Source organism: Bacteroides sp. LFL-34 (genome assembly GCF_027257075.1).
GTDB classification, from domain to species: domain Bacteria; phylum Bacteroidota; class Bacteroidia; order Bacteroidales; family Bacteroidaceae; genus Bacteroides; species Bacteroides ovatus.
The window spans coordinates 1-21347 of the sequence record NZ_JAPQKZ010000019.1 but is presented as its reverse complement, the minus strand read 5'-3'; the positions used below and the strand labels follow the sequence as shown (position 1 = coordinate 21347).

Here is a 21347-nt window from a genome sequence, read left to right as displayed (position 1 = left end):
ATGAGCAAATATGACATCATCATTATCGGCAGCGGCCTTGGCGGACTGGAATGCGGAGCGATTCTTAGCAAAGAGGGATTCAACGTATGCGTAGTAGAAAAAAATGCGCAATTCGGCGGATGCTTCCAGACTTACCAACGAAAAGGGCATCTGTTGGATACGGGTATTCATTATGTAGGAAGCCTGGATGAGGGTCAAGTGATGAACCAGTATTTCCGCTATTTCGGTATCATGGACAAGCTGAAAATAAAACGCTTGGACGATGCTGCTTTTGATACGATCTACTATAAAGGAAAAACATACGATTATGCAATGGGATACCCGCAGTTTATTGAAACCATCTGCCGTTCCTTCCCGCATGAGAAAGAAAACTTGAAATGCTATGCCGAACAGCTTCAGGCTGTCGGAAACCTGATTAGCGTAGACCACCTGAAACAAGGCACACTCGCTTTGGAGGGTATGAAATACTTTTGTACCTCTGCCGCCCATCTGATTGCGGATATCACTCCGGACCCCGCCTTACGAAATGTACTGGCAGGTTCAGCTTTACTCTACGGAGGTTTGAAAGATGTCTCCACTTTCTACCAGCATGCCATGATTAATCACTCCTATATTGAAGGCGCCTACCGTTTTGTAGACGGAAGTATGCAAGTCAGTCTGGAGCTAATCAATGTAATCCGGGCAAACGGAGGGACCGTGCTCAATAACAGTGAAGCCACCCGCATCATCGTTGAAAACGAAAAGGTACAAGGGGTTATCATCAATGGAGAAGAGCGACTGGAAAGCGACTTCGTCATCTCCAATATGCATCCCCAACGGACATTGGAGATACTGGATAAAAACCGTAGCATCAAGAATGCCTATATTTCCCGCATCCGTTCGTTGGAAAATACCTACGGCATTTTTACGCTCTACCTGGTAATGAAGAAAAAAAGCACTCCTTATCAGAACCGCAACCTGTATCTGCATGCGAACAATAAAGTGTGGTATGACAAACTGCTCTATCCGGGACGGACCACCAACTGTATGATTTCCATGCAAGCGTCTTCCGAGGACAGTCAATATGCCAGTGTCATTTCCATCCTGACACCTATGTATATAGATGAACTGTCTGCCTGGAAGGACACGACTCCCGAACATCGGGGAGAAGACTACCAATCCTTCAAAAAGGAGAAAGCAGAACAGATTCTCCGCTTCATCCGAGGACATGGCATTGACCTTTCAGAAAACATAGAAGAGATGTATACCACTACTCCATTAAGCTATCGGGACTATACAGGAACAGTGGATGGTTCCGCGTATGGGATTATCAAAGATTATAAATGTCCGCAAATTGGTTTCGTATCTACAAGAAGCCGCTTGGGAAATCTCTTTCTCACCGGGCAAAACCTGAATGTGCATGGTGCATTAGGGGTAACACTAACTGCCATGCTGACTTGTGCGGAGTTTGTAGGACAAGAATATCTGGCTAAAAAAGTAGGAAATGCATAGAATAGTCAAAAAGACACTCCAATACACGGGCTTCCTTTTCCTGTCGCTCATCGTTCTATTGATAGCCGGAATCAGCTATCTCTACTTTTCTGCGGATATGCAAACGCCCAAACATGAGCAAAGCATGACCACAGACAAAGTGATTGATATAGACAGTCTCCACCTCCGGCATTATGGAGATAACTTTCTCCGGCACAGCGACAGCGGCTTATGGGAATTGTTTGTGAAAGGGGATGCTTTCCAGAGAGGAGAAGCTATCGGGCAACTGTCTTCCGACCTGCTCCACCATCAAGAGAAAGTGTTCGTGGATCAGATTCGTGAGATTGTTCCTTCAGACAGTTATCTGAAATTCCTCCGGTTCTTCATTGTATTATTCAACCGTAATCTGGGTGAGAACGTCCTCGAAGAATACCGCGACGAGATCTACGGAATCTCGCTATCATGTACGCATGAATACGACTTCATCGGCACTCCTTACGAACGCCAGTTGAATTACCATTCGGCACACGACCTGGGACATGCCATGCAAGATTATATGTTAGTGGGATGCAGTTCGTTCGCCACTTGGGGAACACAAAGTGCAGATTCATCCCTGCTGATCGGACGTAACTTCGATTTCTATGTAGGAGATGCCTTCGCAGAGAACAAGCAGGTGGCTTTTTATGTACCGGAGCAAGGATACAGGTTTGCTTCCGTCGGATGGCCCGGTATGATAGGAGTGTTATCCGGCATGAACGAGACAGGTCTTACCGTGACAATTAATGCTGCCAAATCTGCTGTCCCCACAGGTTCCGCCACCCCCATTTCCATCCTGACCAGAGAGATTCTGCAATATGCAGCCACTATTGATGAAGCCTTTGCCATCGCCAAAAAACGGGAAACATTCGTCTCCGAATCCATATTGATAGGTTCTGCCAAAGATGGCAAAGCCGCGATTATCGAGAAATCTCCGGAGAAAACTGTGCTTTTCACCGGAAAAGAAGCCAATCGGCTCATCTGCACCAACCATTACCAATCGGAAGAATTCAGCAAGGACGAACGAAACATGGAAAATATCCGCACTTCCGACAGCCCATACCGTTTTGCACGATTAACGGAACTCATTAATGAGGATCTTCCGATCGATGTCTCCAAAGCCGCCTCTATCCTGCGTGACCACAAAGGCCTGCAAAACACAGACCTGGGACTGGCCAACGAAATGGCCATCAATCAGTTTATTGCCCATCATTCCGTCATCTTCCAACCGGAGAAACGGCTGATGTGGGTATCGACCTCTCCCTGGCAATGTGGGAAATACGTAGCCTATGACCTGAATAAGATATTCAAAGACACGATTGATTGGCAACACGAAATATACAGTTCCGACCTGACCATTCCGGAAGATAAATTCATCGACACACCGGAGTTCCAGCATCTTCTCACGTATAAGAAACTGACTCCGCTTTTATTGAAGAAAATCAGAAAAAAGGAACAGATAGAGGAATCTGTTTTAAAAACATACCAAGCCTCCAATCCTTCCCTATACTATGTATATGAAGTAATAGGAGATTACTACGAGGCCATGCAGCAATCTAAACAGGCCATTGCATACTGGCAACAGGCATTGAAGAAATCCATTCCCAAGTTGCAAGAGAAAGAACGTATCCAACAGAAAATTCAAAAACAATCCAAAGATGGAAAAGAATCCTGAAATTCAGTTCCGCTCACCGGAAGATATCAAAAGCTATCAGGAAGAACAGTTAGCCAAAGTGTTAGCCTACCTGCAAGCACATTCCAAGTTCTATCAACAGATGTTTGCCGAACATCACATTGATATCAATCAAATAAAGACGATTGAAGACTTGCAACAGATCCCCGTCACTACCAAGACGGACCTGCAACTCCATAACGATGATTTCATCTGCGTAGACAAAGAGGAAATTATCGACTATGTGACGACTTCGGGCACATTGGGAGATCCGGTCACTTTCGTTCTCACCTCTGAAGACCTGGACCGTCTTTCTTACAACGAATACTTATCTTTCACCACCACCGGATGCACCAAGCAAGATATTCTTCAATTGATGACTACCATCGACCGCCGTTTCATGGCAGGCTTGGCATATTATATGGGAGCCCGCGAACTGGGTATGGGAGTGATCCGTGTAGGCAACGGCATCCCGGAACTGCAATGGGACACAATTCGACGGATACATCCGACTTGTGGAATGGTAGTCCCCTCTTTCCTTATCAAACTGATAGAGTTTGCCGAAAAGAATCATATCAACCATAATACCTGTTCCATGCAGAAGTGCATCTGTATCGGAGAAGCATTGCGCAATCAGGAATTCCAGTTGAATACGCTCGGACAGAAAATACACGATAAATGGCCTGCCTTGCAGTTGTATTCCACTTATGCCTCCACCGAAATGCAGTCGTCCTTTACCGAGTGTAATGAATTCCACGGAGGGCATTTGCAACCGGAACTTATCATTGTAGAGTTTCTGGATGATAACAATCGTCCTGTGGAAGAGGGAGAAGCAGGGGAAGTGACGATCACGACGCTCGGAGTCAAAGGTATGCCGTTGCTCCGTTTCAAAACAGGTGATATTTGTTACCACCACACCGATCCCTGTGGTTGCGGGAGAAATACCATCCGCCTAAGCTCCATCCTCGGCCGGAAAGGACAAATGATTAAATACAAAGGAACGACGTTGTATCCGCCTGCATTATTCGACATTCTGGATAATATACCTTCGGTAAAAAACTATATCATTGAAGTTTATACCAATGAATTGGGAACGGATGAGATTCTGATTCGTATCGGAAGCGAGAACCGTAGCGAAGCCTTTGCCAAAGAGATTAAAGATCTGTTCCGTTCGAAAGTCAGAGTGGCGCCAAGCATCAATTTTGAATCGGCAGAGTACATTGCCAAGATACAAATGCCTCCAATGAGTCGAAAAACGATAAAATTCATTGATTTACGATAATTATTTTCTACTTTTGGAAGTTAGTAACCAACTATATCACTTTAACATTAACGTATATGAAAAAACTTATTCTATTCTTATTCTTGAGCACGAGCCTGTTCTGTTTCGGACAAGGCAAGAGTGCATTGAAAGACATTCAGTCTATTAAGTTCTATGGGGTAGACTACTCCCAAGTAAAAATTTTCGGTGCAGATGAATCACCGGCACAATTCAAAGATGCTTTCAGACGTATCAATGAACTGTTCATCACAGAAGCTAAGAAGTATAACGTAGGAAAACAATTGAAAAAAGAAGTGACAGAGATTTCACTGGATGCCGTTAATCAGGTGAACGAAAACATCGACCTGACCGAGCTAATGACTGCTAAAAGAGAATATACTCTTAGTAAAGAGCAAATCAAAGCAGCCATCAACGCATTGCCTATCCAGAAAACACCCGGAGTAGGTATGGTGTTTATCGCACAGTTCCTGGACAAATCAAACAATAGAGGTACGTATGAAGTCGTATTCTTCAATACCGAAACAAAGGAAATCATTGAAGAATGGATTACCGACGGCAAGGCACGTGGTTTCGGATTGCGCAACTATTGGGCAGGCTCTATCTATAGCGCACTCAAGAAACTATAAACAATAAAAATACAAGTATGAGAAAACTACTATTAGTACTGACCTTATTATTAAGTATCAGTACGTATGTCGCAGCACAGAATTACACAGAAGTAGTGTATTTAAAGAATGGCAGCATTATTAAAGGAGTAATCATTGAACAAGTGCCCAATGTCTCTTTAAAAATCAAAACAGGTGATGGCAGCCTCATCATCTGTCAGATGAGTGATGTGACTAAAATCACAAAAGAAGAGCGGTACACAAGAGATTATCGTAAGGATACCAACGACCGCAAAGCCGCAAGAAATACATTAAAAGGCTATAAGGGTTTCGTAGACTTTGCATATATTGGCGATGTGAGCGACTACAATGCCTCTAAAATTGAATTATCAACCACACATGGTTATCAATTCAACAATTATTTCTTTGTAGGTGGTGGCGTTGCTTTCAACTACTATACCGATGCAGTTCTTTATGCAGCCCCCATCTATGCTAACTTCAGAGCTAACTTCATCAACAAAAAAGTGACTCCGTTCGCCGACGTAAAAGCCGGATATGCTGTAGGAGACATAGAAGGAGCGTATGCTTCAATAGGAGTAGGAGTACGTTTCTCTTTAAAAGGGAAAAAGGCCTTGAATTTAGCTTTGATGTATAACTTCCAAGATTATGACGCCACAACAGATTATAGTTGCAGCTATGGAGGGCATTATTATCATAACAGTTGGAATGATACATGGGAGTTACATGGAGTAGGAGCTAGATTCGGATTTGAATTCTAAGCCTGTTTGCAATACAGATAAATTTCTTACCCTACTATTGCTTTTCACTAATTAATTTTGTATCTTTAGTAATTTTCATCCTTTTGAGGATAGCTAGTCACCTTATAGAATGATAAATGTCACCCTATAAGGTGACATTCGTCTTTTTATAAAGTGCCCATTGTCCCGTTACAACAGGACAACCACCCGACTGCATAAAAAGTCACTAGTTTCTGCACTGAAAAGTCTTAATCTATGCACTGAAAGACCTTAAATACAATGAAGAATAATGGAAACGTTATTGATGCGTTATATAAAGAATATTAGGAACTTTCCGTTCTCCGGCATGGTCAAACCGCCCATTGTCACAAGGATAATTAACGACTCCATTATCCGATGCACCGGACAACCAAAGAGTAGTAGATCCACCTCCATCCAAATTTAATGCATCCTCACCTCCTAAAACCCGGATCAGATGTGCCAATTCCGGAATATTCACTCCTCCTGCTTGTTCAGGAAAACGCCCGTCTACCGTTATCAACAGGACTTTTCCATCCTTAGTAGTAGCAACAGCACTACGAGGGTGCTTCGTCCGGATAAAATTCGGTTCACACGAGTTCCAATCACAAACCTGTCCGTCTTTCAACATTAACGGACCGGAAGCTAGTATCGTACCTGCTTTGCCTTTATAATTCTTTTCTATCTGTTTGCTCCAAGGGATTAACTTTATCTTCCCTTTGCGCACATTAATAGCTCCTGTAACACGCAGTTTAAACTCACTCTGCATCGTTGTATCAATAATCTGGCGATCCGCCTTCAGGAAGCAGACCGAGTTTCCCCGTTTCATGTCAAAATAGGAGCCATTAATGGCTGCAATGGCGTTATATTCAGAAGCAATCTTACTTGTTTCTTTCATTTTATCCGAAACGGCAACACCGACTTTCAAACCTGCAACAGGATCAATTTCTATCAGGCTGATAGATTGGGGACCTTGATATAATTGAGGGATAGAAGCATACTTATATACAATTCCTTTTTGAAAATTTTCTATCTTCCAACAAGCAGATACAATTGCCAATGAATCCGCTACTGTCTGCCCTTTTACCATTTCAATGGAGCATACAGCCAGGATAACGACGATTAACAAGTTTTTCTTCATAAACTAACGAATAAATGTGTTAAGTATAATATATATTAGTCTTAATGACCAGTAATGTCCGTATTATAATCTTCCCGATTATATTGCCATAACAGAATAGGATATCCTTTCGCATTTACCTTGTAATACCATGAGTTTCCCCATCCTGCATCAAGGTAGTTCTGCATATTCGATAAGAACTCCTTCGACTTAGTTTCCCCATCGTGAGGTTGCTTCACACCGACTAATTCACCGGAAAATTCGGTTTTAGGTACTCCGGCATTCAAAATCTTCATATCGTCTGTTGCCCAACAATCAACAACCGTCATATTAGCTGCTCCCATGAAGGCGGCAATACGCCCCAAATTTACACCATTTTTCTTATTTTCCACTAATTTATTCAAAGCAACGCATCTTTTAGGTGCAGTATCAAAATAAGCTCCGATACCTGCTGCTCCGGAATTCATTGAAATAACTTCACCTGCCGCATAGCAATTCTCCAATATACCACCAGCCCAGACAATACCTACTATCCCCCCGGCACGTGAATTTCCTGTTTCATTCTTCGCTGTAACCGTAGCAGTAGAATAACAATTCTTAATGGATGAATACACAGAGCCGCTCGGTTTACCGATATTACCAGAAATACCGCCAATTATATCAAATCCCGATACCTTTCCGCTCGTATAACAATTTTCTACACTTCCGGTAAATACGTCCGAAGTCGGGATTTTTATCCCTACATAACCGGCTAATATTCCGCCTCCATTTTGTGCCACAATATCTGCATCCACAATTCCCAAATTCTTGCAGACTCCACATAACACCCCGAACAAGCTGGCATAGTTACCTTGCGATTTCAAGCCTTTTATAACATGCCCGTTTCCGTCAAAATGGACGAATCTGTCATAAGGCTCACTCACATTCAAAGCCTGCCAATCAATCCCTGACATATTCACATCGGCCTCCATTCTGAAATAAACCATTCCTTTAGAATAATTGACCTTATGCATATCCTGCATATGTCTCGCCGTTTTTATAATATAAGGATTATCCTCCGAACCGTCACCAGAGTCAAACAACTGCCCGTTGCTATGCTTCTTTACCAAGATGAAAGTCCTGACACTGCGTTGTCCGTAATGATCGAACTTTTTATTATCACACGGATAGTTGACTACATCTGTGACTGAAAGATTACTGTCGCGTATATACATCGTTGTAGACCCTCCCCCGTCTACGTTCAAGGCATGCTGTGGTTTAAAATACTGGTTTATAAAGGAGGTAAGCTCTTTGGCAGTCATTCCTGCCGCCAAATCCGCACGACCGTCCACTGTTACCAACAAAAGCTTATTCTGTTCTGTCAAAGCCACAGCGGTACGGGGATGACGTACTCCCTGATGTCTTCGGTAATCCTCTCCATCCAAGGAATTCAGGTTGATTCCGGTTATATCTCCAATAAATGTTTCCCCTACCGGTTGATAATCATCTATCAAGACTGGTGCTCCCGAGAATATGTTAGGCATTGAATTATAGGAATATGATTCCTTTGTTCCATATCCAATTTCAACCTTATAGCCGTCATAAGCTATGGCCCCTTCATGTTTCCAATATCTTAAATGCCCTTCGGGAAGAGTGATCGGTGAAATTATTGAGCCATTGACTTTTACGAAAGAGGCTTCAAGTTCATACGTACCATTAATTCCGGCTACCGCATCATGTTTCAGAGCAACGCTTGACAAAGAATCGAGTTGAGGAGCCGAAACAAACTCCAATTCGTAATCAGGACTCGACAGGTCGATTTCAAGCACATTTACTTGTTGTTGGGCATTGAAAGCCCCTTTATTATAGGAGTACCATATAAAACTCTTTCCGTCAATAGAATCTATTTTCCAGCCATCTTTGTCCTTCAATGTCGGTTCTTCAACCGGGATAGGAGGAGGAGTATAATTCTGTCCCTTTCCTATCATATCGCTGAAATCTTCATTGTCCAGTTGGCTGGAGCAGCTGATAGCTATTATAAAAAGCGTAGAAACTAGTAATATCATTATTCTATATTCTTTCATGACCGATCAAATTAAAAGTTTAAATTATCATTCCATCCCGGATTCTGTGTCAGAGCTCCATTTGTCAAAATACGGTCCTGCCTTGGAATCGGGTATAAATAGTCCCGTTCTTCATTCCACTGGCGAGGAACATCTTTATAGCAAATCACATTCCCGGATTCTCCTTCTGTCAGTTCTACCGTAACTCCAATCTCCAGATATTCAAGCGCATTGACACCACCAGGCTTTGCTCCTTTATACAGACAGACATCAATAGTCCCGTCATGATTCAGGTCATAATTACCCGGACCGGGGAAATACATTCCCAAAAACTCATCATCCATACAACTCCCCGCTTTCCAACGCATTAAATCATAATAACGGAAGCCTTCCATTAACAATTCTATGACTCTTTCACGACGGATTTCCAGTATGACTCCTTTATTCGTTTCAGAGACATTAGGATAGACATTCAGCAGATAAGGATCGGGGTCCGTATTAGCGTCACTCATATTCAGGTTCGGCATTCCTACCCTATCCCTTATTAATTTAATCGTCCTGTCAATATCATTCTGTTCCAACGTTCCCCTTTCCGCTTTGGCTTCCACATAATTCAAAAAAACCTCCGCCGTCCTGAAAATAGGAAAATCATTCTCAGACGTGTCACCTACATCATATTTGGTGGCACCCGAATATTTAATTAAATGATACCCAGTCATTGCCGAAGAGAAATTAGGACCCGACTGTTTCGTTTCTCCCGGACGTATATATCCGGGAGTACGGATGGTCTGTGCCAAACGAGGATCTCTGTTCTGACATTCATCAAAAAATACCTTAGTGGCATATCCTTGCATGTCCGTAAAACGAGAACCGTTCTTATTCAAATACATATTTACAATCTTTTTCGATAATCCGGGTCTGCCTTTCGAAGCTGTATTTTCAAAACCTTGCACGTCGTGACGGATATTCAGTGTCCCATTATAGTCTCTAGCCAAAACAATTTCCTGCTGAATGGCATTCAAGGAAGAAAAAAGAGTCTGATAAGGAGTACTGCCTGTTTTATACAAGCTATATCCACTATTCTTCATAAAGTCATCGGAAGCAGTAATGCACGCATCCAAATATTTTTCGTAGTCTGCTATCCCATGATACTTACGGAAAGTGCCTTCAAACAAACAAACTCTTGACTTCAGTGCCAATGCAGCCCATTTACTGACTCTGTAAAGTTCTTTTTCTTTGGATAAAGTAGTAATAGCAAAATCCAAATCTTCAATGATTTTCTGCATCACAAACTCTCTGGAATCCCGGGGTTTATACAACAGTTCAGCATCAGATGAATCCAGTACTTTATCATACCAGGGGACATCTCCAAATCGCTGTACTTTCTTAAAGTAAAAATAAGCCCTGAAAAAACGGGTGATTGCATCGTACTTATTACGTACATCTTGATCTTCACAATTATGAGAATTCTCTAACAAGAAATTAAGACTTCTCAATGCCTCCCAATTCCATCCTCCACCCGTCGATGGAATGATCCGTTGCCCAGTTACCTCATCATCCAACGGAGAAACAATCAATACATCTGCATTATCTTTATAAATATCTGCTGCAGTAGGCAGTATATTATAGTAAAACTGATTACTATACAGTTGAAGTTCGTTTTCATTCTTGAAATAGGTGGTTGGAGACAAACTGTCTTCAGGATAAAGGTCCAGTTTATCACACGATATAAAAAGAATGGTAAACAACCACATAAATATGATACTAAACTTGGTTTTCATATATAGATATATTAGTTATTATCAGAATGTAATATCAATACCAAAAGAATAGGTCTTTGAGAACGGATAAGAGAGTGCATTAGTCTTACCTGTTTTCCAATTTGTTCCGGCAGCAGCCGCTTCCGGATCAATATAATCCGTATCCAGCCTGTCTAATGTGAGCAGATTCTCACCACTGAAATAGAGACGGGCTTTCTGTACATGTATCTTTGATAACCATTTAACAGGTAACGTATATCCTACGGTCAGGTTTTTCAGTCGGCAATAGGCAAGACTTTGCAAGTATCTGTTATTAACCGATGACAAGGAACGGCCATCAGTCCATGCGATATATCCTCTGGGACGGGGGAAATAAGCATCAGGATTGTCTACGCTCCATACGTCTGCCAGAAAATCCTTCGGAATGAAACTTGGTGCTGGTGAACTATACGGTCCCCAAAAGGCAAATGCATCACTGGATGGGTACCAGTCTTGTTTCCCCACTCCCTGAAAGAACACGGAAAAGTCAATGCCATTCCATTCTGCATTAAGTCTGATGCTGTACGTATAGCGCGGAAGAGAATTACCTATAATCCGTTGGTCCTTAATATCATTAGCACTGACAGTTTGTTCGATCTTATTATTGCCATCAAGATCGAGATATTTCATGTCTCCAGCATGCAGTCCTCTATCGACAACGGCATTATTGATGATATAGTTTACGACACTCTGGTCTACTCCATAATTAGCTGCCTCTTCATCTGTCGCAAAATAGCCATCAACCATATACCCCCATATATCTCCCAGTCTCTGACCGACATAAGGAGAGCTGATTTCTTTATTAGGGTTATCATATTTCGTAATCTTGGAGACATTATCCCCGATTCCAAACGAAACACCATAGTTAAAAGGTTTGTCCATCACATTAAAACGGTCATTCCAGGCAACGACCAATTCCCAACCTTTGGTCCTTAAGTCAGCAGCATTCATATTAGGAGATTTTGCGCCATAGACAGACGGTAATGCTTTGCCGGGCATTAGCATGTCTTTTGTATCCCTTATATAAGCATCTGCCGAAATATTCAATCTATTATTGAAGATACCGATATCAAGACCAATATTTTTAGTAACTACGGTTTCCCATGTCAAGTCGGAAGCATTAGGAGCGGTTTCATAGGCATACGAGGCTTTTTCTTTATCACCAAACGAATAATTAAGAACTTTTCCTGTTTCTATTTGCTGCAGATAATCATAATAACCAACTTGCTGATTGCCCAAAGTTCCATAAGACAGTCGTAACTTTAGGTTATCTACTGTATTTTTCAATGCTCCATAAAAAGGCTCTTCGCTAATGCGCCATCCGGCGGAGAACGATGGGAAGAAGCCGTACCGATGGCCTTTTTTAAACCGGGAACTGCCATCGTATCTTCCGCTCGCCTCAAACAGGTATCTTCCTTTATAATCATAGTTTGCCCTATAAAAGACACCAAATAAAGCATATTTATTCTTTCCTCCGGTGACTACTGTATTTTCTCCCTTAGCCAGATTAAAGTCATTCAATTCATCAGATAACAGTCCATCTTTGCTCACAGTCAGATCTTCATAAGATTTTGTCTCATAGTTGATACCGCCTGTCAGTTTCACATTATGAGAGCCGGCAAACAAGTTACCATAAGTTCCGTAAGCATTATATGCATAATACAGATTTTTTGTATTCAACACAGTCAGTTTATTCCCTCCGCTTGTACTCTCGGGCATGGTAATCGTAACACCCGGTACCTTGGAGTATTGCATGTCTACACTTCTATTGGTACATTTCTTGTCATATTTCGAATATGTGTAATTCCCTATGATTTCAACATGTTTTACCGGATTTATAACTACTTCAAATGTGGTCATAAACTCGTCTATCTCATCTTTATTATTATGTTTCTTATTAGATAATGCAACAGTGGTACCCGCCAAAGTATAGTTCATGATATTAGTTTCATACACCAGTGTACCATCAGGATGTACAGGCACTAATATAGGCAAGGCACGATAGCTTGCATTCTTAAATATTGTATTCACTCCACCAAGTCCCGGATAGGAGTAATTCGATTTGAAATAAGAGGTATTATTACTGACGGATAACCATGGAGTCACTTTGGCTTCCAGCCTTGATTTGAAGTTATAGCGTTCATACTTGTCCGGTTGTATTTTAAGAACTCCTTTCTGATTATAATATCCTCCGGAAAGCCTGAACTTCAAATGTTCACTTCCACCGGAAATGCTTACATTATGTTCATGCGTCGGACGTTTATGGTCATATAAATAATTATACCAATCAAAATTCCCATAGTATTTATACTGTCCGTTTTCAGTTACTACCCAGGACCGTTCGGGTTGTTCCGTCTTATCATTTCTCCTGATCCACAACTCATGATAATCCTTTTCCGTATATGTGAGCAATGGTGTCCCTTGCCAGGTAGAGAAAAACATATCACTAATACCGGCCGCATAATATCCACGGGTTTCATAATCTGTCGACGTAGTTACATCACTAAAGCTATATCGTCCGTTATAATTAAGAGTGACTTTGCCTTTTTCTCCCGTTTTTGTAGTTACCAGAATAACTCCATAGGCGGCACGTGCTCCATAAATTGCCGCAGACGACGCATCTTTTAAGACCGAAACAGAGGCGACATCATTCGGATTGACACGATTCACATCTCCCTCCACTCCATCAATAAGGACCAACGGTTTGGCAGAACCACTAATGGAATTCACACCTCTGATATTAAACGAACCTCCATCTCCTGCACGACCGGAAGAAAAAGAGACAGTCATGTTAGGAACTGCTCCTTGCAGTAATTGAGACATAGTCGAAGCAGAACGCCCTGCCAATTGATCCCCCTCTACCACAGACACGGCACCTGTCAAATTGACTTTCTTCTGTGTTCCATAACCTACAACCACCACTTCTTCCAAAGATCTGGAGTCTTCTTGCATGGTTATATTGATAACCGAATTATTCTTGACGGGAGATTCAACGCTCTTATAACCTAAAAATGAGAAAACCAATATACTATTGTCCGGAACCTCGATAGTATATCTTCCATCCATATCGGTGATGGCTCCTATTTTCTCACCTTTAACAGCCACATTACAACCAACAATAGCCTCTCCCAAATCATCTTTCACAGTTCCTGTTATCTTCCGACCGAGAGTTACGTTTTTCATTTTCTCCATACTTTTCACCAGAATAATATGGTTGCCTTCCATCGTATACGAGAAACCTGTTCCTTGCAAAACTCTATTAAGAATTTCGGCAACCGTGGTTTCCCGAGTAGATACTGCTATTTGTTTGTCCAAAGCAATCTCATGCTCATTATAGATAAACAAATAGTCTGTTTGTTTTTCAATCTGCCTGATGATTTCGGCGAATGTTGCGGTTCCTTTATTCATCGTAACTTTTTGATTCTGAGAATAGCCATCCAGGGCATACGTCTCAGAAATAATGAATAACAGGAAAAAGACAGTTAACCTCATAATTCTTAAAATTTGAGTAGAGTGTGTTTTTCTATGGACAATACGTCCACACCAAAGATTATTTTTCATATCTTTGCCTAGAGTTATTAAGTTAATACATAAAGATTTGGAATGAAAGTCGAGTCTTTTTTATTGACTTCTCACATATCGGTAAATGTTGCAGCATTTACCGATATTTTCGTTTTAAACAGACAGGTGCTCTTGTTCTCATGTTTTTCATTTTAGGATTCATACTTCTTTATCAATAGATGATAATCTGATTCTTCTCATCATCCTGCATATAGTTAAATTTAACGTACTTCTGCAATACCTTCATCACGTGTTCAATACCTTCTTTCTGCCGGAACTTACCTGTACACGGACGGGAAGCTATCTCTTGATTATTGTTGATAATCTTCACTTCATAATATTGCTCCAATTTCTTGAATACCGTTTCCAAAGGTTCATTCTTAAAGGAATAGATTCCCATCCGCCAGAGGAAATCGTTGTCCGAAGTGAATGCCTCTTTATAAAGTTTACCGTCTCTCGCTTCTACTTTCTCATACGGTTTCAGCACTATTTCGTTTTGCGTATCCGGCTGGTAGACGGTTACTTTTCCTTCTATCAGAGACGTTTCAAACATATCGGAATTCGGATAGGCGGACACATTGAAAGTGGTTCCCAATACCCGGATATCATATTTCTGCGTTTCAACAATGAAAGGGTGTTTCTCGTCGTGCGCCACTTCAAAGTATCCTTCTCCTTCTAAAGCCACTTTTCTGTTTTTAGAGTGGAAGCCGTTCGCGGGGTATTTCAATGTGGAGTTGGAGTTCAACCAAACTGTTGTCCCGTCAGCCAATATCAGATTGGCACGCTGTCCTGCTGGAACGGTCACAGTCTGCATGTCGGTAGAATGCTCCAACCGATAGCCCTGATATTCCTTATGGATGATGAAAGCGAGCATGGCAACTACCGCGGCTATCTTCATCGACGTCCAGAGATACCGCATTACAGGCTTCTTCTTTTCCGTATTCTTCGTATTCTGTCCGTCAACGTTTCCGTTCCAAAGGGTTGCGTTATAAATGCGATGTAACTGCATCAGTTGTTCACGATGTTCTTCGCTCTCTTTCATCCAGCGTATCACTTCCTTCTTTTCTTCGGGAAGTACGTCACCGGCAATATATTTATTAAGTAGTTTTATGTCCATATAACGTTCTATTATACAAAGCATTTATCCGCCTTGTACATAATAGACACACCAGGAAAGAAGTTCACTAGTTGAAAAGATGAAAAAGTGAGTTATTCTTCAATCAACAGGTTATTAATAGACTGGGAATAAAGCAGTACTTTATTAAATGAAGAAGAGATAAAGATAATCTTTCAGATTAACACGTAAGGCTTTCAACGCCTTACCTATATGATAATCGACACCTTTGACGCTGATATTCAACGTATCGGCTATTTCTTTTATAGATTTGTTCTCATAGCGGCTCATTCTAAAAACATTCCGGGTTTGCAGCGGCAATGTATCCAATGTCCGGTTGACAATCCTGTTAATCTCTTCCGAGAAAATATCCGTCGGATTGCAGGCGTCCAAAGAAGAGATGCGGAAATCGAGCTCATAGAGTTCGTCATTCAGGATATTCTCACGAGCTTCCATCCGCAGGTGTTCGTTTCGCAGATGATTCAACGATTGGTTCTTTACTACGGTCATCAAGAAAGCACGGATATTATCCACTTCTTCCGTTTTCATCGTAGTCCATAAGGTAATCATCGCTTCGGAAGCTATATCTTTCGACAGCATTTCATCATGGAGATAGGATTTGGCGAATAGAAAGCAACGTTGATAATACTCTGAATAGATATTATCAAATGTCATATTGAAGTCTGTGACGTTACCCGGCTTTCTCATTTATCAGATTCTTATTGGTGGAGCAAAGATAAACCAAAAAAGTTATCTTCCAAAAATCAACTATAAAAACTAAAAGACACCCCATATCAAACTTCCGGTTTTCCACTGCCCTTGAAATATTTTCGTCTTATCTACTATACACTTCCGCTTTTTTTCGTACTTTTACCCCTTGTTGGGAAGAAGTGCCTTTCCAACCCTTGAGAACAGAAAAAGAAAAAACAATATATAAAATGAATCACAAATGGAATTATCGACCCATTACACCCGAACAGGCAGAGACAAGCCAGACATTGGCCCAGGAATTAGGGATTAGCCCGATTCTTGGACAACTTTTGGTACAGCGGAGAATTACGAAGGCAGCAGACGCCAAGAAGTTTTTCCGCCCGCAGTTGCCCGACCTGCACGATCCGTTCCTGATGAAGGACATGGATATTGCAGTAGAACGTCTGAACAGGGCGATGGGAAAGAAAGAACGTATTCTAATTTATGGAGATTATGACGTAGACGGTACTACTGCTGTGGCATTGGTCTACAAGTTTATTCAACAGTTCTATTCGAACCTTGATTACTACATACCCGACCGATACAACGAAGGGTATGGTATTTCTAAAAAAGGAGTGGACTACGCCGCTGAAACCGGTGTGGGACTGATTATTGTACTCGATTGCGGAATAAAAGCAGTAGAGGAAATCACGTATGCCAAAGAAAAAGGGATTGACTTTATCATCTGCGACCATCACGTGCCGGATGATATTCTCCCGCCTGCCGTAGCCATTCTAAATGCCAAACGCCTGGACAACACGTACCCGTACACCCACCTTTCCGGTTGTGGAGTCGGTTTCAAGTTTATGCAGGCGTTCGCCATTAGTAACGGTATCGAATTCCATCACCTGATTCCGTTGCTCGACATCGTAGCCGTGAGTATCGCATCGGACATCGTTCCGATTATGGGTGAAAACCGTATTCTCGCCTACCACGGTCTGAAACAACTGAACAGTAACCCGAGTATCGGCATGAAGGCCATCATCGATGTATGCGGACTTTCTGAAAAAGAAATTACTGTCAGCGATATTGTGTTTAAAATCGGACCGCGCATCAATGCATCGGGACGTATTCAGAATGGGAAAGAAGCAGTAGACCTGCTGACGGAAAAAGACTTCTCGGCGGCACTTGAGAAAGCCGGACAAATCAACCAGTACAACGAAACCCGGAAAGACCTCGACAAAAGTATGACGGAGGAAGCAAACAACATCGTTGCCAATCTGGAAGGATTAGCCGACCGCCGCTCTATTGTGCTCTACAACGAAGAATGGCACAAAGGAGTGATCGGTATCGTAGCTTCCCGTCTGACGGAAGTGTATTACCGCCCTGCCGTGGTACTGACACGGACGGATGACATGGCGACAGGTTCCGCACGTTCTGTTTCCGGCTTCGACGTATATAAAGCAATCGAGCATTGCCGCGACCTGCTGGAAAACTTCGGAGGACATACATACGCCGCCGGACTATCAATGAAAGTGGAGAATGTGGATGCTTTTACCAAACGGTTCGAAGACTACGTTTCACGGCATATCCTGCCGGAACAAACCAGTGCCGTCATCGAAATTGATGCTGAAATCGACTTCAGGGATATTTCTTCCAAATTCTTCAACGACCTGAAAAAGTTTAATCCTTTCGGTCCCGACAACACGAAACCCATTTTCTGCACTCATCACGTCTATGATTATGGAACAAGCAAAGTGGTGGGACGCGACCAGGAACATATCAAGCTCGAACTGGTTGATAATAAATCGAATAATGTAATGAACGGTATTGCGTTCGGACAGAGTTCGCACGTGCGCTATATCAAAACGAAACGTTCGTTCGACATCTGTTACACCATTGAAGAAAACACGCATAAGCGTGGCGAAGTTCAACTTCAAATCGAGGATATAAAGCCGATTGAATAAGTATCAGGAGATATTAAAACAATATTGGGGATATGACTCCTTCCGCGACTTGCAGGAGGAGATCATCACCAGTATCGGCGAAGGCAAAGATACACTGGGGCTCATGCCTACCGGAGGCGGTAAGTCCATCACCTTTCAAGTGCCTGCTCTCGCCCAGGAAGGAATTTGCATTGTCATTACTCCGCTCATCGCCCTGATGAAAGACCAGGTGCAGAACCTCCGCAAACGCGGTATCAAAGCCCTTGCCGTATATTCCGGCATGACGCGGCAGGAAATTCTCACTGCACTTGAAAACTGCATCTTCGGTGATTACAAATTCCTTTATATTTCTCCGGAACGTCTGGACACGGACATATTCCGCACCAAACTGCGGTCAATGAAAGTCTCTATGATTACGGTTGACGAAAGTCACTGTATCTCACAATGGGGATATGACTTCCGCCCCGCTTACCTGAAAATTGCCGAGATACGGGCGCTGTTACCGGGAATTCCGGTACTGGCACTGACCGCCACCGCCACTCCGGAAGTGGTGAAAGATATTCAAGCCCGCTTGGATTTCCGTGAAGAGAATGTTTTCCGCATGAGTTTCGAGCGGAAAAACTTGGCGTATATGGTACGGCAAACAGATAACAAGACTCAAGAACTGTTGCATATCTTACGAAAGGTACCGGGCAGCGCCATTATCTATGTCCGCAACAGACGACGGACCAAAGAAATCACCGAATTACTGGTAAATGAAGATATCACCGCCGACTTTTATCACGCCGGACTGGATAATGCCGTAAAGGACCTCCGTCAAAAACGTTGGCAAAGCGGAGAAGTTCGCGTGATGGTAGCTACCAATGCCTTTGGCATGGGGATCGATAAGCCCGATGTGCGTATCGTATTACATCTTGACCTCCCCGATTCTCTCGAGGCCTACTTCCAGGAAGCCGGACGTGCAGGAAGAGACGGTGAAAAAGCGTATGCCGTAATCTTATATACTAAAACGGACAGAACAACGTTACACAGGCGTGTAGTGGATACTTTTCCCGATAAAGAATATATCCTCAATGTGTACGAGCATCTGCAATATTACTATCAGATGGCAATGGGCGACGGTTTCCAATGTGTACGTGAATTTAACCTGGAAGAGTTTTGCCGGAAGTTCAAATACTTCCCGGTTCCGGTAGACAGTGCGCTGAAGATACTGACTCAAGCCGGTTATCTGGAATATACGGACGAACAGGACAACGCCTCACGCATCCTTTTTACGATTCGCCGGGACGAACTGTACAAACTGCGGGAAATGGGAACGGAAGCGGAAGCTCTGATACAGATGATTCTCCGTTCGTACACCGGAGTGTTTACCGATTATGCCTATATCAGCGAAGCCACCCTGTCCGTACGTACCGGACTGACCCGTGAACAGATTTATAACATATTGGTCACGCTTACCAAACGTCGCATCGTGGATTATATTCCGCACAAAAAGACTCCTTATATTATATATACGCGCGAACGGCAGGAACTTCGTTTTGTGCACATCCCCCCTGCTGTCTACGAAGAGCGTAAAGCCCGGTATGAAGCTCGCATCAAGGCGATGGAAGAATATGTCATTTCGGAGAATGTGTGCCGAAGCCGGATGCTGCTCCGCTACTTCGGAGAGAAAAACGAGCATAACTGCGGACAATGTGATGTTTGCCTTAGTCACCGTGCAACAGATACGCTGACCGGGGAGTCTCTTGAAGAACTGAAAAAGAAAATAGCAGAATTACTTGCCCAAAAACCGCATACGCCGGCAGAAATAGCCGAGAAAATAGAAGCGGAGAAAGAGAGAGTCAGTGAAGTCATCCAATATTTATTGGAGGAAGGTGAATGGAAGATGCAGGATGGAATGATACATATTTCAAAATAAGTTACTACCTTTGCAAGGTAACTCAAAAATAACACAGTCATGCCGAACTTTTTTAAATCTTTCTTCTCCGGTAAGTCGGAAACTCCGGAAAGTGAAAAACAGAAAAACGATCAGAAAAATTTCGAGATTTTTAAATACGACGGTTTACGTGCGCAACGCATGGGACGTCCGGATTATGCAGTAAAATGTTTTACAGAAGCTCTTGCCATTCAGGAAGAGTTTGAAACAATGGGCTATCTTAGCCAACTCTACATTCAGATGGGAGAAACGGCAAAAGCCCGCGAACTGTTGGAAAAAATGGCTGCCATGGAACCTCATCTCACGAGTACTTTCCTGACACTGGCAAATGTATGCTTTATCCAGGAAGATTATCAGGCCATGGAAGAGGCTGCCAATAAAGCAATTGCCATTGAGGAAGGAAATGCCGTAGCTCATTATCTGCTAGGAAAAGCCCGTAAGGGACAAAACGACGACCTAATGACCATTGCCCATCTCACCAAAGCGATCACTTTGAAAGACGATTTCATCGAAGCCCGCCTGCTACGTGCAGAAGCTTTGCTGAACCTGAAACAGTATAAAGAAATGATGGAGGATATAGACGCTGTACTTGCTCAAAATCCGGAGGAAGAAACTGCCATGCTCCTGCGTGGAAAAGTGAAAGAATCCAACGGTCAGGGCGAAGAAGCGGAAGAGGATTACAAACTGGTGACGGAAATAAACCCGTTCAACGAACAGGCTTACCTTTATTTAGGACAACTTTATATCAATCAGAAGAAGCTGACGGAAGCCATCGGACTGTTTGATGAAGCCATCGAACTGAATCCGAACTTTGCAGAGGCCTACAAAGAACGCGGACGTGCTAAATTGCTGAATGGTGATAAGGATGGTTCTGTAGAGGACATGAAGAAGTCTTTGGAACTGAATCCGAAGGAGGAAGCTGGTCTGAATGGGGAATTCAAGAATCTGGGACCAAAGTCTGAAGCGCTACCGGGAATCTTTTAAAATAAGACCGAAAGCCTATCATTATATAGTGTAGGAACTATCAGAAACGACGGATTGATATCAGCTTGATAAGCTGAAAGTCTTCCATTATATAGTGTAGAAACTATCAGGACGGATTGACATCAACATTGATAAGGCTGAAAGCCTTCCATTATATAGCGTAGAAACTATCAGGACGGATTGATATCAGCTTGATAAGGCTGAAAGCCTTCCATTATATAGCGTAGAAACTATCAGGACGGATTGATATCAGCTTGATAAGGCTGAAAGCCTTCCATTATATAGCGTAGAAACTATCAGGACGGATTGATATC

General features: G+C 42.5%; 14 protein-coding genes. 8 read left to right on the top strand and 6 right to left on the bottom strand.

The window, feature by feature from the left end; genetic code table 11:
- The 5 genes from N5O98_RS12850 to N5O98_RS12830 are packed head-to-tail and all read left to right on the top strand — an operon-like array spanning position 1 to position 5844.
- A complete protein-coding gene (locus N5O98_RS12850) occupies positions 1-1491 on the top strand; it encodes a phytoene desaturase family protein (RefSeq protein ID WP_004311049.1) in 1491 nt (496 codons plus the stop codon).
- Complete coding sequence (locus tag N5O98_RS12845; RefSeq protein WP_004311050.1) at positions 1484-3181, top strand: C45 family autoproteolytic acyltransferase/hydolase; 1698 nt, start codon at positions 1484-1486, stop codon at positions 3179-3181. The genes N5O98_RS12850 and N5O98_RS12845 overlap by 8 nt, the downstream gene beginning before the upstream one ends.
- Entirely contained in the window at positions 3165-4460 is a 1296-nt protein-coding gene (locus N5O98_RS12840; protein WP_004311051.1) for a phenylacetate--CoA ligase family protein, read from the top strand. The genes N5O98_RS12845 and N5O98_RS12840 overlap by 17 nt, the downstream gene beginning before the upstream one ends.
- 56 nt (positions 4461-4516) lie before the next feature.
- Positions 4517-5086 carry a hypothetical protein gene (locus N5O98_RS12835; RefSeq protein WP_004311052.1) on the top strand — a complete coding sequence of 190 codons (570 nt, stop codon included), beginning with the start codon at positions 4517-4519 and terminating at the stop codon, positions 5084-5086.
- A 17-nt stretch (positions 5087-5103) separates the two neighbouring features.
- Entirely contained in the window at positions 5104-5844 is a 741-nt protein-coding gene (locus tag N5O98_RS12830) for a hypothetical protein (protein ID WP_004311053.1), read from the top strand.
- 277 nt (positions 5845-6121) lie between these two features.
- Here the strand turns inward: N5O98_RS12830 and N5O98_RS12825 are convergent, their stop codons facing one another.
- The 6 genes from N5O98_RS12825 to N5O98_RS12800 all read right to left on the bottom strand — a co-directional run bounded on the left by N5O98_RS12825 (position 6122) and on the right by N5O98_RS12800 (position 16152).
- Positions 6122-6982: a phosphodiester glycosidase family protein gene (locus N5O98_RS12825; protein ID WP_004311054.1), complete on the bottom strand. Its 861-nt coding sequence runs from the start codon at positions 6980-6982 to the stop codon at positions 6122-6124.
- A gap of 41 nt (positions 6983-7023) precedes the next feature.
- Positions 7024-9006 (bottom strand): phosphodiester glycosidase family protein, encoded by a 1983-nt coding sequence (locus N5O98_RS12820; protein WP_004311055.1) that lies wholly within the window; start codon positions 9004-9006, stop codon positions 7024-7026.
- A 29-nt stretch (positions 9007-9035) separates the two neighbouring features.
- Positions 9036-10784 (bottom strand): RagB/SusD family nutrient uptake outer membrane protein, encoded by a 1749-nt coding sequence (locus N5O98_RS12815; RefSeq protein WP_004311056.1) that lies wholly within the window; start codon positions 10782-10784, stop codon positions 9036-9038.
- A 21-nt stretch (positions 10785-10805) separates the two neighbouring features.
- Positions 10806-14363, bottom strand: a complete 3558-nt coding sequence (locus N5O98_RS12810) for a TonB-dependent receptor (RefSeq protein WP_022200047.1) — start codon at positions 14361-14363, stop codon at positions 10806-10808.
- Between the two features lie 172 nt (positions 14364-14535).
- Complete coding sequence (locus N5O98_RS12805; RefSeq protein WP_004311058.1) at positions 14536-15480, bottom strand: FecR family protein; 945 nt, start codon at positions 15478-15480, stop codon at positions 14536-14538.
- 144 nt (positions 15481-15624) lie between these two features.
- A complete protein-coding gene (locus N5O98_RS12800) occupies positions 15625-16152 on the bottom strand; it encodes an RNA polymerase sigma-70 factor (protein ID WP_032841961.1) in 528 nt (175 codons plus the stop codon).
- Between the two features lie 263 nt (positions 16153-16415).
- Here N5O98_RS12800 and recJ point away from each other — a divergent pair, with 263 nt between their 5' ends.
- The 3 genes from recJ to N5O98_RS12785 are packed head-to-tail and all read left to right on the top strand — an operon-like array spanning position 16416 to position 21033.
- Positions 16416-18134: a single-stranded-DNA-specific exonuclease RecJ gene (gene recJ, locus N5O98_RS12795; RefSeq protein ID WP_195664295.1), complete on the top strand. Its 1719-nt coding sequence runs from the start codon at positions 16416-16418 to the stop codon at positions 18132-18134.
- Positions 18127-20031, top strand: a complete 1905-nt coding sequence (locus N5O98_RS12790) for a RecQ family ATP-dependent DNA helicase (RefSeq protein WP_004311061.1) — start codon at positions 18127-18129, stop codon at positions 20029-20031. The genes recJ and N5O98_RS12790 overlap by 8 nt, the downstream gene beginning before the upstream one ends.
- 39 nt (positions 20032-20070) lie before the next feature.
- The gene (locus N5O98_RS12785) at positions 20071-21033 is read left to right on the top strand and encodes a tetratricopeptide repeat protein (RefSeq protein WP_004311062.1); all 963 of its coding nucleotides are present in this window, start codon (positions 20071-20073) and stop codon (positions 21031-21033) included.
- Positions 21034-21347 lie beyond the last annotated feature (314 nt).

Excerpts from the sequence above, each read along its gene's own strand:
- N5O98_RS12805 (WP_004311058.1), bottom strand. The coding sequence starts at position 15,480 with ATGGACATAAAACTACTTAATAAATATATTGCCGGTGACGTACTTCCC.
- N5O98_RS12800 (WP_032841961.1), bottom strand. The coding sequence starts at position 16,152 with ATGACATTTGATAATATCTATTCAGAGTATTATCAACGTTGCTTTCTA.
- N5O98_RS12785 (WP_004311062.1), top strand. The coding sequence starts at position 20,071 with ATGCCGAACTTTTTTAAATCTTTCTTCTCCGGTAAGTCGGAAACTCCG.
- N5O98_RS12820 (WP_004311055.1), bottom strand. The coding sequence starts at position 9,006 with ATGATATTACTAGTTTCTACGCTTTTTATAATAGCTATCAGCTGCTCC.
- N5O98_RS12810 (WP_022200047.1), bottom strand. The coding sequence starts at position 14,363 with ATGAAAAATAATCTTTGGTGTGGACGTATTGTCCATAGAAAAACACAC.
- N5O98_RS12840 (WP_004311051.1), top strand. The coding sequence starts at position 3,165 with ATGGAAAAGAATCCTGAAATTCAGTTCCGCTCACCGGAAGATATCAAA.
- N5O98_RS12845 (WP_004311050.1), top strand. The coding sequence starts at position 1,484 with ATGCATAGAATAGTCAAAAAGACACTCCAATACACGGGCTTCCTTTTC.
- N5O98_RS12835 (WP_004311052.1), top strand. The coding sequence starts at position 4,517 with ATGAAAAAACTTATTCTATTCTTATTCTTGAGCACGAGCCTGTTCTGT.
- N5O98_RS12825 (WP_004311054.1), bottom strand. The coding sequence starts at position 6,982 with ATGAAGAAAAACTTGTTAATCGTCGTTATCCTGGCTGTATGCTCCATT.
- recJ (WP_195664295.1), top strand. The coding sequence starts at position 16,416 with ATGAATCACAAATGGAATTATCGACCCATTACACCCGAACAGGCAGAG.
- N5O98_RS12830 (WP_004311053.1), top strand. The coding sequence starts at position 5,104 with ATGAGAAAACTACTATTAGTACTGACCTTATTATTAAGTATCAGTACG.
- N5O98_RS12815 (WP_004311056.1), bottom strand. The coding sequence starts at position 10,784 with ATGAAAACCAAGTTTAGTATCATATTTATGTGGTTGTTTACCATTCTT.
- N5O98_RS12850 (WP_004311049.1), top strand. The coding sequence starts at position 1 with ATGAGCAAATATGACATCATCATTATCGGCAGCGGCCTTGGCGGACTG.